At 33.6% G+C, this 18707-nt stretch carries 8 protein-coding genes; 5 read left to right on the forward strand and 3 right to left on the reverse strand.

Going from position 1 to position 18707, the window contains the following annotated elements; genetic code table 11:
• Positions 1-56 precede the first annotated feature (56 nt).
• From ACJ6WR_RS22295 to ACJ6WR_RS22305, 3 genes are all read right to left on the reverse strand, one after another.
• Positions 57-2840, reverse strand: a complete 2784-nt coding sequence (locus ACJ6WR_RS22295) for a chondroitinase family polysaccharide lyase (protein WP_409416546.1) — start codon at positions 2838-2840, stop codon at positions 57-59.
• A 147-nt stretch (positions 2841-2987) separates the two neighbouring features.
• Entirely contained in the window at positions 2988-4970 is a 1983-nt protein-coding gene (gene hepC, locus ACJ6WR_RS22300; protein ID WP_039120522.1) for a heparin-sulfate lyase HepC, read from the reverse strand.
• Positions 4971-4985: 15 nt separating this feature from the next.
• Positions 4986-6200, reverse strand: coding sequence for a glycoside hydrolase family 88 protein (locus tag ACJ6WR_RS22305; protein WP_039120523.1), 1215 nt, complete (start codon positions 6198-6200; stop codon positions 4986-4988).
• 238 nt (positions 6201-6438) lie between these two features.
• On the opposite strand from ACJ6WR_RS22305, the gene ACJ6WR_RS22310 reads away from it, so the two are divergent.
• From ACJ6WR_RS22310 to ACJ6WR_RS22330, 5 genes are all read left to right on the forward strand, one after another.
• Positions 6439-7011, forward strand: a complete 573-nt coding sequence (locus ACJ6WR_RS22310; protein WP_039120524.1) for a Crp/Fnr family transcriptional regulator — start codon at positions 6439-6441, stop codon at positions 7009-7011.
• A 71-nt stretch (positions 7012-7082) separates the two neighbouring features.
• The gene (locus tag ACJ6WR_RS22315) at positions 7083-7904 is read left to right on the forward strand and encodes an alpha/beta hydrolase (protein ID WP_409416547.1); all 822 of its coding nucleotides are present in this window, start codon (positions 7083-7085) and stop codon (positions 7902-7904) included.
• A gap of 386 nt (positions 7905-8290) precedes the next feature.
• Positions 8291-9949 carry a T9SS type A sorting domain-containing protein gene (locus tag ACJ6WR_RS22320; RefSeq protein ID WP_409416548.1) on the forward strand — a complete coding sequence of 553 codons (1659 nt, stop codon included), beginning with the start codon at positions 8291-8293 and terminating at the stop codon, positions 9947-9949.
• A gap of 10 nt (positions 9950-9959) precedes the next feature.
• Entirely contained in the window at positions 9960-13223 is a 3264-nt protein-coding gene (locus ACJ6WR_RS22325) for an RHS repeat domain-containing protein (RefSeq protein WP_409416549.1), read from the forward strand.
• Between the two features lie 10 nt (positions 13224-13233).
• Positions 13234-18705 carry a DUF6443 domain-containing protein gene (locus ACJ6WR_RS22330; protein ID WP_409416550.1) on the forward strand — a complete coding sequence of 1824 codons (5472 nt, stop codon included), beginning with the start codon at positions 13234-13236 and terminating at the stop codon, positions 18703-18705.
• The last annotated feature ends 2 nt before the right edge of the window (positions 18706-18707 follow it).

Here is an 18707-nt window from a genome sequence, read left to right on the forward strand (position 1 = left end):
TCAAAAATAGCTTCTTAATGTCTTTATTTATTCATTAAATTGATTAATGTTTTTATTTATTGTTTTATCAGTTTTACTGTTCTTTTATTGTTACCCTGATGTATTTCGGCAAAATATATTCCTGAATTAAGATCACTCCCTAGTACAATTGTTTGATTATAATCGGCTTTTAAAGTCTTTATTTTTCTTCCTAAAGCATCAAATACAAGTACATAAATTCCTTGTGTAGAATTTCCTTTTACGTTTATCTTAAAGTCTGTTTGCGTTGGGTTGGGAGCAACAATTACTTTTAATCCGTTTGCATCTTCGTCTTTAGGATTGTTAGTTCCTAGAGATGAGTTTATCAATTCTGTTTGTATAGTTAAACCGTTAATAGTACTAAAACTAATATCGGTATTAGTACCATTAATAGCCGCTGTTACATTATTTGTTGGCGATACTAAAACCCAATTACCTGCAATAGTAAGTGTAACAACATCAGTTTGTGGTTCTCTGTTTAGTATTGCGTTTTGACCACTAATCTGGCTCCATTTATAAGTTTCGGTAGCTGATAATAACCCCAGATTTGGATTCGTAAGACTTACTTTTAATTTATTTCCTCCATCTGTTTTTTGAGTCATTACTATAGCTGGTTTATTTACACTTATCACAGCATCATAAGCAAATACAGTCGTTGGGTTAAAAATAACGTAACTAAATATGGCATCTGGTACATACTCAACAATATGCGCCTGATTATTTTGTTGATGAATTTTAAAATAAGAATCAAAATTATTAGCCAGTTGTTGTGTCACTGTTTGACCACCTTGCATTACAATTGCATACTGAAATTTCCCTGCCGTAGGAGCAATACCATGATTTATATATGCTGTAGCAAAATTACCTGTAGTATTAACCGTATTGGCATTATTACGAGAGATTTGTGCTGATCTGGTAACTGTAATAGCTTCAGTATTGCTAGGATTTGCAGGAATTACATAACCATTTCCAATTGCATCGGTTGCCCAAAAATCACCGCCAGTTTGTGTAATCGTAAAACTAGTTCCTGTAGCAGAATTTCCATTTACGTAAGTAGGAGTGTTGGTATCTGCCAGAGCAGTTTGAAACAAAGTAGTATGAATAGGAAAGGTTCCGTTTGTGTCCTGAATATTAGAACCTAAACAAAGTATGATATCTTTAAAAAAGAAATTAGATTTTAAGGCTGTCATTCCTGTTGCGGAATTAAAATCTTTATAATCCATTCCAAAAACTCCATTATTATCAAGAGATGCGTGTGCTAGAAAAGATTTTCCGTTCATTTCTCTCATTGTACCAATTGCAAGTGTACTTAACGGAAGATATGCTACTGTAGTTCCAGGTACGTGCGACCAATCCCAGCCATTTTCTATATAACCATTTGTAGCACGGGTCATTTGGCTTCCTTTTGTAAGTAACTCCAAAGCTCCTGCAGATGTGTATCTTCCAAAAACATTTTCGGTACTCGAATTCTCAAAATGCCAAATATGCTTGCTTGTTCCTTTTGCACTTACCTGAAATCCGTTATACTTATGAACGCTTAATCCCGCATACGGAAAACTAAACTGTGCTTCGGTTATTTCGGGAAGAGGAGTAAGTCCAGAGTTTAAAGTTTGCAAAATATCCATTACACCACTAGGTGTATAAATCATGGTAATCGATAAGGCATTCTGTCTTAGTAAAGCAGTATTAGCAGTTACAGATATATCCCAAAGTCTTACAAACTCTCTTCCTGCATCTTGATTACTAGCAGGATCTGTTACATATAAAAATGCCAAAGCTTGTCTTAAATCATTTATTGCATCAGTATTAGTCGGGAATCTTCCGGCAAGTCCTAAAGGCATTTCGAAATCTTTACTGAATTTACTATAGTTTAAAATAGCACTTTTTAAATTGCTTTGTGCTTCTGTATTTAATTCATACGCCGAATTTTTCAGCATCATATTCATGATAGAGGATTGCTGTAAAGCCTCTACACCATAAGTATTAGAATATGCTCCTCTGTGATGATAGGTAATATAATCGGGTTTAATACAATCGTTCCAGCCATTGCCGATTTTTAAAGCATTATTAATAAACCTTTTTAGAAAATCCATATTAGCAAGTCTGGAATTGTCTGAATCATCCTGAGCCAAAACATAACAAAGTCGTTGTTGAACTGACGAACGAATAACATCTGTATTAAAACCTGGATTGGTAAAATTAAAAGATTGAAATTCTGGCGCTATAAAAGCGGTAAGCGCATTAAGTGCTCCCATATGATGTGTAAATTCTCCTGCTGTAACTAGTTCGTCTTTCATCAAGAAAATAGCTGTTGCATATCCCGATGAACGCAGGCATACACCATGACCACTTGTAATAATCTCTTCGGTAGCAGGAATTGAAACATAATCAAAATTGGTTGTACTACTTATTCCTTTTGCTTTCATATAATTAAAAAGACTGAGAATCATATCTCTAAGTGCCGGACTATGATAATCTGGATTAGGAGTGGTACTTGATCCCTTTAACTGATATAAAAACACAAGTCTAATTAGTTTTTGTTCTACAAGTACCTGATAGGCATTTTGATCTGCACTTACAGTGAAATTCCAAACTGGTCCCGGATTAGCAAAATTATATGAAGATAGATTTTTGGCTGCAATTCCGTTGCTCAGGAATCGGCTGTATCTTTCATTAACTTGTGTTTTAGAATAATCAAGATTTTCCCCCGTAAGCCAATTTCTATATTTTGTTTTAATACTATTTACATCACTCATTTGAGCGTACGAAAAGTTGAATACTATGGCAATTAGCCATCCGGATAAAAATAATTTTTTACGCATAAGATTATTTATTAAATAGTTTCATTTATTATTTTCTGTATTCTTAGCCATTCATCCGTTATCAACTTTAACTCATCAAACACATCAAAATAGTTTACTTATAAAGGTATTTCATTGTTTAATTTTAAATCAGGTTTTTATATTTTTTTAGAAGTTTAAATTTTCTTTAATATGACTAGTTTTATTATTAATAGTTAGTATTATATCAATTATTCCTTTAGATAGATTATGTGCTGCATTTTCGGTGATTTTTACAACAGGCACAGCAGTACCACTGTATGGATATAGTATCGAAATAAAACCTTGAGTTGTAGTATCGCTTTTATTTTTTTCGAAAACAAAAGCCGGACGGCTAGTTTCTTTTTGATATTGGTACGATACAAAACCAGATTCTTCTTTTAGGCTTACTTTATCTTTATCTAACACTTGAATCAAGAGATTATTACCGTCGTTATAATTGGTAATAATGCGATTGTTTGAAGCATTAAAAGAGGCTTTACTATCTTCTTTTAGATTATAATGAATTCCTAAATTGCCTGTAGCGCTCCCGATTGCTCTATCTATAATTACAAAAAAAGTTTTGTCTATAAAAAGAAAGGTTCTCTGATGATCTAAATCTTTGTAACTAGGATTTATATAAGAAAGCTGCTGAAGATTACCATCTGGTTGCCACTTTATTACTTTAGCATCATTTGTGATATTTTTATTATCAATAGTTAGGGTTTGATGCGCTTTGGTAGAACGATACCAATCTCTTTTTGAGTTTTCCTGGTTACCAACATTGGCGTAGATAAAACTACCTGAATCGGGAGTAAAATCACGACCTTTTACCCAAAGAACAAAATTACCATTGTCTGGATGTGAGTGAAACTCTGCAGGAGGCCCAACTTTAATTTGCATTACTGTTGCTGCTAAATCCCAACCATTTCTAAAAGCATAAAAACCTGCATTAGGCAAACTACTAGAAAGATAATCAGGTTGTTTTCCTGATTTACCATCTGTTGCATAATATTTAATCTGTTCGTTTTGTGAGAAAGCTTTAGCCCATTTCTCATAATTTTTGAGCATCATAGTTTTATTCGTTAAAAACGAATTACCATATAACGGAAACGTATAGTCTGGAAATGAATATTTGCCCACTGCAAGAATCATTTTTTCTACCAGATTGCGGTAACTTCCTGGAAACTCATTTTCAGCCCCATTTAATTGGGCAATTTGCAATGCATCTAAAAATATTTTAATACTTCCGATATGGTAAGAAGGGGATAGCTCAAACTGAACTCCGTCTGGTAATACTTGTTTTTTAATTTCTTCGTTTAATACTTCAATACCGCTTTTACGCCAAGTTGTAGCTTGTTTTAATTCTGGAAATGAACTTCCTGCATACATTAAATGAAGTGCTTCATACAGTCGATGATTACCTATATCGGTGTAATTTGCCATTACATAATTTGCCTGTTCATTATAGGAGTTTAAAAATTCCATTAAAAAAGCAGGCGTAAAATTTGACGAATCTAAAAACATATTAAAATAACTCGACCAATGATTAAGTCTAAAAGAAACAACAAATGCCTTCCAAGAGTAATCTTTATCATCTGGATATGCTCCTTGTTTGTTTTTCTTAATCCAATCACGCACTTCGAGTACCCATTCTTGAGCATATTTCTCATCGCCAGTACTGTTATATACAATCCCTAAGGATTCCCAAAAAGCTGTACGATGCAAAAAAGTCGTTACCAACTGATCTTGTACCGGACGATATTGCCAATTAATATCTTTGCCATAATCGTAAGCAGGATATCCTTTATGGGGCTTAAACTTGTGTAATAATATATTGTTGGCAAGCTCTAATGTATTAGCATTTACCTTTTTGCCAGCCAAATTTTCTTTATCTACAGGATTAAAATCCAGAGATTTAACACCAGTACGAGTTCTATAGTATTTTAAAAGTGCAGCGGCAGCATCTTCATATTTTTTAGAAACGACCAATGCTTTTACTTTTTCAAGTCCTTTGCTGTCAAGATTAATATTCTCAAAACTTGATTGATTAATTTTTACTTCTTGCGCAAAAATATTTTGCACAAGAAGTAAGATAAATGCTAAAATGAATGTATATTTTTTAATCTTCATTTTTAATTTATTAAATTATGATTTTTCCGAAAAATCTATTTTTTTGATGGTAGCATATCTTTTTAAAGCTTCCAAATAATAATAATCTGCATAATCAAGTGGTGTATCAATCTCTGAATTATACAAAAATGCGCCCACACTATGCTTTAATAAAAAATAACTATTTTCACCCGGTTTAGCCAAATAAGCATCTGATGATAATGATTTCAAAATATCTTCGGCATAATCGGCATATTTTGTCCCGTCTTTTACCTGAGTGCTTAAATTTAGTAAAGCTGATGCAATAACTGCAGCTGCCGAAGCATCTCTTGGTGCAAGTTCTGCAGTATCCATTGCGTTATGTACATCAAAATCCCAAACTGGTACTTTATCTTTAGGCATACGCGGATGATTCATGATAAAAGAAGCAATATTTTCGGCTTGTTGCAAAAACTTAGGATTCTTGGTGTTTTCATAACACATAGCATAGCCATAAAGTCCCCACGCTTGCCCACGAGCCCAAGCCGAATCATCGGTAACACCTTGATGTGTTCCTTTGCGTAATACTTTACCCGTTTTTTGATCATAATCGACTAAATGATACGAGCTATAATCTTTTCTGTAGTGATTTTTCATTGTTGTCAATGCATGAGTGCTTGCTGCCTTAGCATAATCTGGTTTATTAAACTCAATGGCACTCCAATATAAATACTCAAGATTCATCATATTATCGATAATTACAGGGTAATGTAACCAAGCAAAATCCCAAGAACGAATAGCTCCAACCGTTGGGTTAAAACGAGCATAAAGATTTGCAGCACCATCAGCAAGTGCAGGAAGATAGGTTTTATCACCAGTAATTCTATAGGCATTTCCGTAAGAACAATAAAGCATGAAACCAACATCATGCGTGTTTTTTATATTTCTGATAGAATCTAAAGCTAGGGTAAACTTTTTAGCTTCTTCTGCCATTACTTTGTCACCAGTGAGTTCATATCCGTACCAAAGACTTCCTGGGAAAAAACCAGTTGTCCAATCGGTTAAACCAGCCAATCTTACTGATCCATCAGGATTTACAGAACGTGGGTTTTTACCCGGTTTATAAGTTTGAGCTGCTTTGTTTAATTGAAAATGAATTACTTCTGTTGTTTTTTTGAACCAATCAAAAGAAGGATCATCTTGTTTAGGTTTGGCAAATGAGCTTATGGTAATGGTAGTGATTGCTAAAAATAGGCTAAAGGTTTTTTTCATGGTTTGATATTTTATTTATAATCTTTTGTTCTAAATCTTTAATTAAGCGAAGTTAGACGGGAGTTAGAAAACGAACTTTCAAATTTTATCATAAATGTTTCGAATTTGTGTAAACATCATGTTTTATGCATCTATTCAAGTTAATTCAATCATTTATTAGAGAAAATAGTCAATCAATAATGAGTAAATTTGTCACTTATAAATGAGATTGATTTTATAAAACTCATTTAAAACAATTATGGAAGACTTCTTAAAACAAATCAATTTATATTATCCTATCTCCGATGAAACTTCACAAGCTTTGTTGGGTATTTGTAGAGTAAAACATTTTAAGAAAAACGAATTAATACTTCAGGCTGGAGATTTGGCATTGTATTATTATTTTGTTAAGAAAGGCTTGCTTGGCTATTATACTATTGATGAAAATGGGGATACGATTTATAAAATATTTTTTGAAGAGAATAACTTTGTAGCCTCTACAGCAGCAATTATTGAAGACAAACCAAGTAATTTTAATATCATAGCCTTAGAAGATGTAGAATTGATTGTTTATCCTGCAAATGCTTTTCGTGAATTGGTTAAAAAACATCATGATTTAGCATTATTTCACATCAATTATCTAGAGAAAAATTGGGTGGTAAGAAAAGAGCCTTTAGAAATTAACTTAAAATGGGAATCGGCTACACAGCGCTATATCGAATTATATGAAAACCAACATTTGTTCCTGAGGTTAAAACAACATCATATTGCATCGTATTTAGGCATTACGCCAACTCAGTTAAGTCGAATTCGTAAAGAAATAAACTTTTAATCTATCAACATTTGTAAACTTTTTTGCTTTTTATATATCTGACTTTTGTCTTATAAATAAAAAACAAAAAAATGAAAACATTACTTACCACAGTTGGACTACTTGCCTTATCAGTATCAATTTCTGCTCAGAAAATCATTCATAAGAATGTATATAGCAAAAAAATGAATAAGGAAATTGAAACCGTAATTATTACACCAAATCTTGTAGATGGTGAAACTTATAAAACCATTTATATACTCCATGGTTATAGCGGTAATCCTGATAGAACATATAAGCAGGATATTCCTGATCTTGTAAGCAAATCTCAAAAAAATAAAACTATTTATGTCCTACCCAATGGTAATTTTAATAGTTGGTATGTAGATAGCCCTGTGGATAAATCTTCGCAATATCAAACTTTTATTGGGAAAGAATTAGTTGATTATATCGATGCCAATTATCCAACAATCCAAAACCGAAAATTTAGAGGAATCTTAGGATGGAGTATGGGAGGATATGGCGCAACAAACATCGGAATTGCGTATAAAAATACTTTTTCGATAGTAGGAAGTTCATGTGGCGCATTAGATTTTAATCGATTTGGAGAAAGTTTCCATAATTATCAAGTAGATAAATTTTTAGGCGAATTTAAAAGCTTACCAAAACAATACTTAACATTTGATAAAACGAAACAAATGCAAGCCTCAAATCAGTTTTATATATTTGATTGTGGTACAGAGGATGCTCAAATGATAGATATGAATAGAGATTTTCATAAACTCCTAACAAATGAAAAAATTGAACACCTTTATATAGAATCTCTGGGCGCACACGATACAAATTATTGGAGCAAAGCGTTATCAAATCAGTTGGCTTTGTTTGAAAATTATTTTGGTAGTGAGGGAAAGTAAAGCTTATGTTGATTGTTGCAAGATTTATTTTAAAAAAGCTGATACATTTCGTATCAGCTTTTTTAGTTTATGATTTTAAGTATACTGACTTTTAACTGTTTATTGCTTAAAATAAATGTAACTGAAGCAAGAATAGACTTTTTAACTGTACGCTTATTCTTCCTAACATTATTTTATTATGTTAATGTTTTATTTATTATATGTATTGATGTTTTTTATAATTAACTAATTATCAATATATAAGGTTTTTTTTTAGTGATTTTATAATAAAATCACTAAAAGTGGGTATTGTATCTTCAGAATAGCAGAACTATCATTGCGCAAATTATAGCTATTTAACAGTATTATGTAATATATAGCTGCATTTATCTTAATCCAGTTTTAATATGAAAAAAAACTACTTACTACTCTTATTTATTTGCCCGTTATTCATGCAATCTCAAGACATACTTTGGGAAAAATCGTATGGAGGCAAACATGCAGATTATCTTTTTGATGCACAACCCACAGCCGATTATGGTTTTATACTAGCAGGCAGTTCTTTATCTGATAAAACAGGCAATAAAACCGATAATAATCATGGCGATTTAGATTATTGGATTTGGAAAATGGATGAAAAAGGCGACCTCGATTGGCAAAAAAGCATTGGAGGAAGCGGTTTTGATTTACTACAAAGCATAAAAAACACAAGTGATGGCGGTTTTATCCTTGCAGGAACTTCAAGCTCGCCAAATGATTTCCAAAAGAAAGATCCGTGTAAAGGTATTTCCGATTTTTGGGTTATAAAACTCAATGCCAAAGGCGAAGAGCTTTGGCAGCGAACGATTGGCGGTAGTGGACAAAATGAACTTTTATGTGCCTTTCAGACCAAAGATGGTGGATATATGCTTGGAGGTTCTTCAAGTTCAAGCCCAGCATTAATAAGTACTTCAAAATCTTTACCTCTGGATACCAAAACTGATATATACGCTAAATCTGAAAAAAGCCGTGGAAACATGGATTATTGGATCGTGAAATTGGATAAAGCTGGAGTAGTAGAGTGGCAAAAAACCTATGGAGGTCAGTATGCTGATTTATTAAGAAGTATGGAGCAAACCCAAGACGGAGGATATATATTAGGAGGATATTCTAATTCCACACTATCAGGAGACAAAACCCAACCCAATAAAGGAATAGGAGATTACTGGATTATAAAAATTAACGATGTAGGCGGGATAGAATGGCAAAATACATATGGAAGCAATGGTGATGATCAGTTGTATGTAGTTCACCAAACAAAAGATGGAGGTTATATAGCAGGAGGGAATTCTAATAGTACTCAACCTCTCACGACTTTAGGCGGTACAGTAGGTAATGGTACCGATTATTGGGTATTACGATTAGATGAGAAAGGAGAAGTAATATGGAGTAAAACCTATGATTTTGGCAAAGTAGATATCTTGACTTCATTAGTAGAAAATAAAGACAATACCTACCTAATTGGAGGTTATGCCCAAGGCGAAAAAAAATCTCCTAAAGAAGGTATTGTGGGTAAAGTAACTGGTTTGATAGACAAAGATAAAGAAGGGATCAATGATTATATCGCTCTAAAAATAGATGATAAAGGTGAAGAACTTTGGAAGAAAACAGTAGGAAGTGCAGGAGAGGATATACTTCGTAAGCTTGTAGAAACCAGAGATGGTGGATATCTTATGGCAGGAACCTCAAATTCCAGCGCATCTAAGGATAAAAACGGAAGTATAGGCGGAAATGATTTTTGGGTTGTAAAACTCAAGGACAAAACCAAACTCGAAAAAGTTAAAATAAGTGTAGAAGCCATTCCTAATCCAGTTGTAACATTTACCAATATTATTATAGGATATGAGTACGAGACTGGTACTGCTACGGTTGTAGACATGGCGGGTCGCATCCTGCAACAGTTTAGTATCACAGAGCGAACTGTACCAGTAGATTTAAGCCGTTACCCTGAAGGTATTTATATAATAAACATAAAAACTAATGTGCAGAGTGATGGTGTGAAAGTAATAAGAAGAGGAAAAAATTAAAAGAATCATAATGAATACAATACATACCACCAACAGGATTAAACATATATTTTTCTTGTTGCTCATTTTTACAACCTTGCATAGTGTTGCACAGTCTGATGATAGTAAATTCATGCCTAATATAACACCACCATCACCTGTAGCTGGGGAATTAGGTAAATATGGTAACGTTCCTGTTGGAATGTTTACAGGAGCGGCAAATATTTCAGTTCCATTAATAAGTTTTAAAACTAAAGATTTAGAATCTCCTATGTCACTTTTTTATGGCTCTAACGGAATTAAGGTAGATGAAGTTGCTTCGAATGTGGGATTGGGTTGGAATCTTAATTTTGGAGGAGTTATTACCCGAACCGTAAGAGATAAATCAGATGATTTGCAAACAATGATTTACCCACCAGATGATATGCCTAATGCTACCAATGCTGAAAGAGTAGCGTTTTATAAAGCAGCTGCGCAAGGCAATGCTGATTCAGAAAGAGATATATATTCTTTTAATTTTAATGGCAACTCAGGAAAATTTATATATGATAAAAACAACATACCGGTTTTAATAAATAACCAAAAAATTAAAATAGAAAGAATCACTAATAATGCCGATTTTTTATTGACTACTACTAATGGTGTTAAATATTATTTTACCGAAAAAGAAACAACAGCTTTTAGAAGTCAGGGGGAGGGACACTCAGTAATAAGTGCCAGTGTAACGGCATGGTATTTAAGCAAGATGGTACACCCAAACGGATCCGAAATTTATCTTACTTATGATGGCGCGAATATGGATTATACTGCTTCAAATTCTCAAACACTCTCTATGTCGTATCCAAGAACGCAAAGAAGTTGCGAGGGTAATTCTCCATACAGTAATGCTCCAGCCCTTAGTGGTATTATATCGTTTAATATGAAAGTTATTGGGAAACGAATAAGCAAAATAAGCAGTAATAATAGTAGTGATGGCTATGTAACTTTTGCTTATACTGCTTCGGGGATTAATGAGGAAGTCGATGGTAATAGCAAGATCGAAACCATTACGCAATATAATACCGATGGGCTTGTGATTGAAAAAATAAGTTTCAATTATTTAAAAACATCTAACCAACGTGTTTTTTTGCAAAATATCACGTTTAACGATCCAAGTAAAAAATACGCTTTCGAATATCTAAACCAGTCTGGTTTCCCTAGAAGACTCTCTACAAGCCAGGATCATTGGGGGTATTATAATGGTAAGGATAATATTAATTTAGTGCCTAAAAATATAAAGGATTTTGGTTTAGGCTTAGATGATATAGACTACTATGGAGCTGATAAAGAGCCTGATGGGAATTTTACTAAAATAGGATTGTTAAATAAAATTATTTATCCTACCAAAGGATATACCGAATTTGATTATGAGAGTAATACTTATTGGGGAGAGAAAACAACTTATCCTAAAAAAACTACACTAATCTTAGAAAAAGACAAAACAGAAACAAACCATGAAGCAAAAACTATAAACATTACTTCACCTACTGATCAAAAAATTGAGCTTATGGGTAGTGTTGTTTATGCAGGTGAACAAGAACCTCTTTTGGATCAGAATGGTAACCCAATACCAGGCTCTGGCAATACAGGACATTATAGTGCAGCAATGCAAATAACCTGTGCAGATCCTTCAGAAGATTGCCCTAGATTTTATGAAGATTCTCAGTTTGGTGATTTTTTTCATGATGATGGTTTTGTTTTTATAACTGCCAGTAATGGAGATCATCATGTTGTAGACAATAAATTTTATTTTGATGCAAAAGCGGGTAAGACATATACACTTCATCTTTCTAAAAACGGAATCAAAGCTTCAGCATGGGTAAATATTACCTATTACGCTACCGCCTCAGTAACGACAAATACAAATATAGAAACAGGAGGCGTACGAATTAAAGCTACTAAAGATTTTTCAGAACCATTGGCTAAGGCAAATTATAAAAGATATTATTATGCCAATAAAGATGATATCAATCATTCTTCGGGAGATAGAGGGAAAACTCCTTTTTATGCAGATATATCCAATCAAAGAACTAGGTGCCCAGTATCAGATGGACAAATGGGAGTAGCATGTTCTTTTGTAGATAATAGTAATCTTACAATTAGCTCTAGTAGTTTGATTTCTTTATTTGATACCGGTAGTAGTAATTGTTTTTATAAGTACGTAACTGTTAGTGAAGGAGGAGATGCTTTTGAAAATGGAGGAGAAATGAAAGAATTTATTATTCATAGAGACTATTTTAGTAATCCTATTTTAGGAAGTGAACTTAAAAGCGCGCCGCTTACTAATACTGGATGGGATAACGGCTTGGAAATAAAATCACAGGTATTTCAGAAAAAAATTGGAGGTGCTCCATTTATAGTTGTAACCGAGAATGAAAATAAGTACAAGTTAGATCCTTCTTATAACAAGGAGATAAAAGGATATACTGTAAGAAAAGATTTTGAAGAACTCTGCGCAACTGTAAATTCTGTTGATAATTTGAGTATCGCAGAATATAAAACAATAGCATACTGGTTCTATTTGGAATCTTCCATATCTAAAACGTATGATCTTAAAGGATTAAATCCAATAGAAACTACAACAAATTATGGATATAATAATCCTGTACATCTTCAGCTAACTTCGCAAAGTACCAAATCCTCGTTAAAAGAAACTTTGGAAACCAAGTATTACTATCCTCAGGATTTAACTACAGAACCTTTTGTTTCTGAAATGATTACAAATAATAGAATTGATACCCCACTGAAAACAGAAACTTTTAGAGGTGGTTCAAAACAATCCGAGCAAAAAACGGAATATGCAAAGGACGCCACAACGGGTAATTTGTTGTTACCAAAGTTTATCTATGCTGCCAAATTCCCTAATTCACTTTCTACAGCAAATTCTTTAGAGAAAAAAATTACATATGATAAATATGATGATGCAGGTAATATTCTTCAGTATACTTTAGAGAGTGGTACACCAGTAGCAATTATTTGGGGCTATAATAAAACAAAACCAATCGCTAAGGTTGAAAATGCAACTTACGATCAGGCAAGTGCAGCATACACAACAAACGAGAACACATTTAGGAATAACTTATCCAATGCAATGATTACAACCTATACTTATAAACCATTAATAGGAGTAAGTACTGTAACAGATCCTAAAGGCTTAACTACCTATTATGAATACGATGAGTTTAATCGTTTAAAAGTAGTAAAAGACAGTCAGGGAAATATTTTATCAGAAAACCAATATCATTATAAAAACTAGTATGAAAACGATGAAAAAATATATATACAGTTTCTTATTACTATTGATGGTTTCATTAGGATATGGACAAGATAAAAGTCTTAAAGCTGCTCCTCCAGGCGGAGGTGGAGGCGGTGACCGCCCTGTTAAAATGTATAGAGATGTTGATGAAGATGGATTTGGAAACCCTGCTAAATATTATATGAGTACAGAACCAATGGAGGGATATGTATCGGAGGGTGATGATTTAGATGATACCAATCCTTATATTACCAATAGGCCTCCTACCCAGTATTTTTATCAGGACATGGATGGAGATACATTTGGTAATCCCAATGCTAGTGTATTTTATACTTTGCAACCCCCAAACTATGTTGCCAACAATTTAGATTGTAATGACAATGATAGATTGATGACACCAAATACGGTTTGGTATTATGATGGTGATCATGATGGATATGGTAGCCGTTCAATCACTACAACCAGTTGTTTACAGCCAACAAATTATGTATCAAACGGATGGGATCTTGATGATGCTAATGGAGCGATTACATATATTACACCACAAACTTTTTATAGAGATTTCGATAAGGACACTTATGGGAGTGCTGTCGAGACAATGTACTGCAGTGTAATACCCGAAGGTTATGTAACCAATAACTTAGATTGTAATGATAGAGATATCACAATTAACCCAAATACAGTTTGGTATAAAGATGGAGATGGAGATGGTTTTGGGAATCGTGCAGTAACGACAGTAAGTTGCACCAAACCTACAGGTTATGTAGATAATGCAAATGATTGTAATGATGCAGCTACAGATCTAAATCCTGATACCGTTTGGTATTATGATAACGATAAAGATGGCAGTGGTGATGATAATATGACAGTTAAAGGATGTGCTGCACCTCCTAGATACATAAGAAATGGAGGAGATTGTGATGATAATAATATTGATATAAATGAAAATACAATATGGTATCGTGATGTGGATGGTGATGGGTTTGGAGCGACTGCTAATTTTGTATTGAATTGTATAAGACCTGAGGGGTATACTGATAAGTTTGGAGATTGTGATGATGGCAATGTAACAATACATCCTAATAATATTTGGTATTATGATAATGATGGTGACGGAGCCGGTGATGCTTCTACATTTGTACAAAGTTGTACAAAACCAGACAGGTACGTTCAAAATTTCGACGATTGTGATGATTATAACCCGACATATAAGTATATTAGGACTTGGTACTATGACAAAGACGGAGATGGTTATGGACGCAGTACAACTACAATAGCTAGATGTATCCCGCCTACTAATTATGTAGATAATGCTAGTGATTATGATGATGAGTCAGGGTGTATCACAAATATACCTCCTCAAACTTTTTTTGAAGATTTCGATAAAGATACTTTTGGAAATCCGAATGTGAGTGTTAGATGCAGTCTTCAGCCTACTGGATATGTTACTAATAATTCCGATTATGATGATAGGACAGGCAATATTATTAATATCGCGCCGCGAACTTTTTACGAAGATTTTGATAAAGATACTTTTGGGAATCCAAATGTAAGTTTGTATTACAGTATTCAGCCTACAGGATATGTAACCAATAATTCTGACTATGATGATAGAACAGAGTTTATTACCAACATCGCTCCACAAACATTTTATGAGGATTTCGATAAAGATACTTTCGGGAATCCAAATGTAAGCCTGTATTACAGTATTCAGCCTGTAGGATATGTAACGAATAATTCAGACTATAACGATAGAACCGGAAATATTACTAATATTCCTCCACAAACTTTTTATGAAGATTTTGATAAAGATACTTTTGGGAATCCAAATGTAAGCCTGTATTACAGTATTCAGCCTACAGGTTATGTAGCCAATGCTTCAGATTGCGATGATAGAGCTATACTTATAAATCCCAATACAAAATGGTATGCAGATAACGAAGTTGATGGCTTGGGAGATCCTTCTAATTTTGTGCAACAATGTACCAAACCGGCTGGGAATTATGTAGATAATTACTCTGATAATTGTCCATTGCTTTATGGCTCAGATCCAGATTGTTCTAGTATTAAAAATCCTTCATCAGATCATAATTATGTCATAACGACAAATTACAAAGAGCCAGTTAAAACTGTTTTATCGAATCCATCACCAAATCAAGCTCAAACTAGTATTACTTATTTTGATGGATTAGGCAGACCAATACAACAAATTGCTAATCAGCAATCTAATTTGGGTAAAGATATTATAACACATATTGGCTATGATGATTTTGGCCGACAAACGAAGGAATACTTGCCTTATGAAGCAACATCAACTAATATGGCTTATGAAGCAAATGCTGATGTAAATACTATTAATTTTTATAATACAGAAAAATATGAAAATACAGCAAATCCTTTTTCTGTAAAGGAATTAGAATCATCTCCTCTTAGCAGAGTTCTAAAACAAGCTGCTCCTGGAACGGACTGGGCTATGGGCGGAGGTCATGAAATTAAATTGGATTATCAAACGAATACAGCTAGTGAAGTAAAATTATATACAGTAGCTACAAGTTGGAATGCTTCAGCAGGAATATTTGATATTTCCTTTTCGGATAATGGGGTATTTTACGATGCTAATGAGTTATCTAAAACGGTAACTTATGATGAGAATTCTCCGGCAAATCCAACCGAAACAGCAGGAAGCACAGTAGAATTTAAAGATAGAGAAGGCAAGGTAATTTTAAAGAGAACCTACGAATCACAACAAAAACACGATACCTATTATGTATATGATGATTACGGGAATCTAACTTATGTAATTCCTCCAAAAGCTGATGGAGCTATAAGTGACGAAGTTTTAAAAGGGGTATGTTACCAGTACAAATACGACTATCGTAACCGTTTGGTCGAGAAGAAACTACCAGGAAAGCAATGGGAGTTTATTGTTTACGATAAATTGGATCGTCCTGTAGCTACAGGTCCAGCCAATTCTCCCTTTAAAGGAGAAACTACAATAGGTTGGTTAATAACTAAATATGATGCTTTTAGCAGACCAATTTATACGGGTTGGTTAAATTCTGCGGCTAATGCAGAAAGTAGAAAGACGATGCAGGATGCACAAAATACAGCATCAAAAATATTCGAAACAAAGCAAACTTCAGGCACAATTGATGGAGTTGCTACCAATTATAGTAATCTTATTGCACCAACGAGTTTCAAGCTTCTTACAGTAAACTATTATGATACTTATGATTATCCTAATGTTTCGACTGTAGCTACAAGTATTGAAGGGCAAGATGTTTTGGCTAATGCCAAAGGTTTGGCAACAGGTAGTTGGATAAGAGCACTTACATCAGCTTTTGTTATTTCGGGAGAAACTACAAGTACTTTTTATAACAATAAAGCCAGACCAATACGTAATTATACTCAAAATTATTTAGGAGGCTATACTACTACTGATAGTAAACTAGATTTTACAGGAAAACCATTATACACCATAACCAAACATAAACGGGCAACAGGAACAGTTGAGCTTACAATAAGAGAAGAATTCACTTATTCGGCACAAGACCGCTTACTAACTCATACGCATCAAATTAATGGAGGAATAGTGCAACTCTTAGCAGAGAATATTTATGATGAGTTAGGACAACTTAAAGCTAAAAAGGTAGGTGAAAGTACTGGTAACCCTCTACAAAAGGTTGATTATAGTTATAATATAAGAGGTTGGTTAACTGGAATAAATAAAACAGATAATTTGCAACAAGATACAGATCCAGACGATTTGTTTGCCTTTAAAATTAATTACAATAAAGAAACTACCGACCCAAATGTAAAATCATTGTATAATGGTAATATTGCCGAAACGTATTGGAAAACGCAATCTGACGGGGGGCTTTTAAGAAAATATGGTTATCAATACGACGGGTTAAATCGTTTATTGAATTCAATTTATCAGAAATCAGGGCTTATCACTAATGCATATGATGAGAATCTTAGCTATGACAAAAATGGAAATATCATGTCACTCAATCGTTTTGGCCTTCAGGATCAGCAATTGGGTAAAATGCAAATAGATGCCCTAACGTATGATTATAAAATAGATAGTCCAAACCAACTCGAAAAAGTTACTGATGGTTCAGCTGGAAATGATGCAAGAGGATTTATAGACGGTAACAAAACCGGAGATGATTATACATATGATGCTAATGGAAATATGATTAGTGATAAAAATAAAAACATTACCGAGATACGCTACAATCATCTTAATTTGCCAACCAAAATAACATTTGGAGGGACAAATACGATTGAGTATATTTACAACGCAACAGGGCAAAAATTGGGTAAAACAGTTACTGATAATGGGATTATAACAAAGACCATTTATTTGGGAGGATTCCAGTATAAAGATAATGCGCTACAGTTTTTCCCAACTGCAGAGGGCTATATAAACAATACACCTGCAAGTGGAGCAGATAACTATAATTATGTGTTTAATTATACTGACCATCTAGGGAATATACGAGTGAGTTACAAAAAAAATGCACAAAATGTTCTTGAAATTCTTGAAGAAAATAATTATTATCCTTTTGGTTTAAAACATGAGGGGTATAATACTGATAATAATCAACTTAATTATAAGTATAAGTATAACGGAAAGGAGCTTCAAGACGAGATGGGGCTTAATATGTATGATTTAGGAGCGCGAATGTATATGCCAGATATAGGAAGATTTGGAGTTATTGACCCGATGGCAGATTTTGTAAATTATCAATCGCCTTATGTAATGGCAGATAATAACCCTATTGAAAATATTGATGAATACGGACTGGGAAGCTGTTGGTTATGTAGAGTGTTTAATAGTATTTTTGTTCCGAAAACAGAACAAGTTAGTTCTGCAGATGGAAGGAGTAGTGGAAGAAAATCGCGGGGTACAGGATGGGATGTAGTTAAAAAAGAGAGAAAAAAACAAACTCCAACTCCTAATTCAACTGGAGGGGAAGGAAAAGGACCGCGACAAGTTGCTGGGGTAGTTAGTCTAAATCCTGCTGGAATAACAATGAATAACAATATTAATATTCAGACACCTGAAATTAATATACCTTCAATTCCTGAAAACCCAATTATAAATGGTATAGAAATTACTAAAGGAAATTCAGTTCAAAATTTTAATTTAGATATTTCTTTTCAAAAAAATACTAGTAAAATTAATTCTCCTTTATCAGATCAAACAGTTTTAGCTTTATTAAAAACCTTAGTCGATTTCAGTAGTTTACAAGTTTTGATTTTAGGGAATGCTTCGTTTACTGGATACACAAAAAATACTAAAACAAAAGTAGATGGTGCGGACGGAACGATAGGAGGATTACAATTGGCAAGAGCGAAAGCAATTAGGCAATTTTTAATCAATAGAGGAATCGATCCTAATCGAATATCTGTTGGAATAGGAAAAATAGAAAACGGATCTGCAAGTTCGACACTGCAAATAACAAATCCTTGATT

Source organism: Flavobacterium sp. PS2, from assembly GCF_046250155.1.
Lineage (GTDB): Bacteria > Bacteroidota > Bacteroidia > Flavobacteriales > Flavobacteriaceae > Flavobacterium.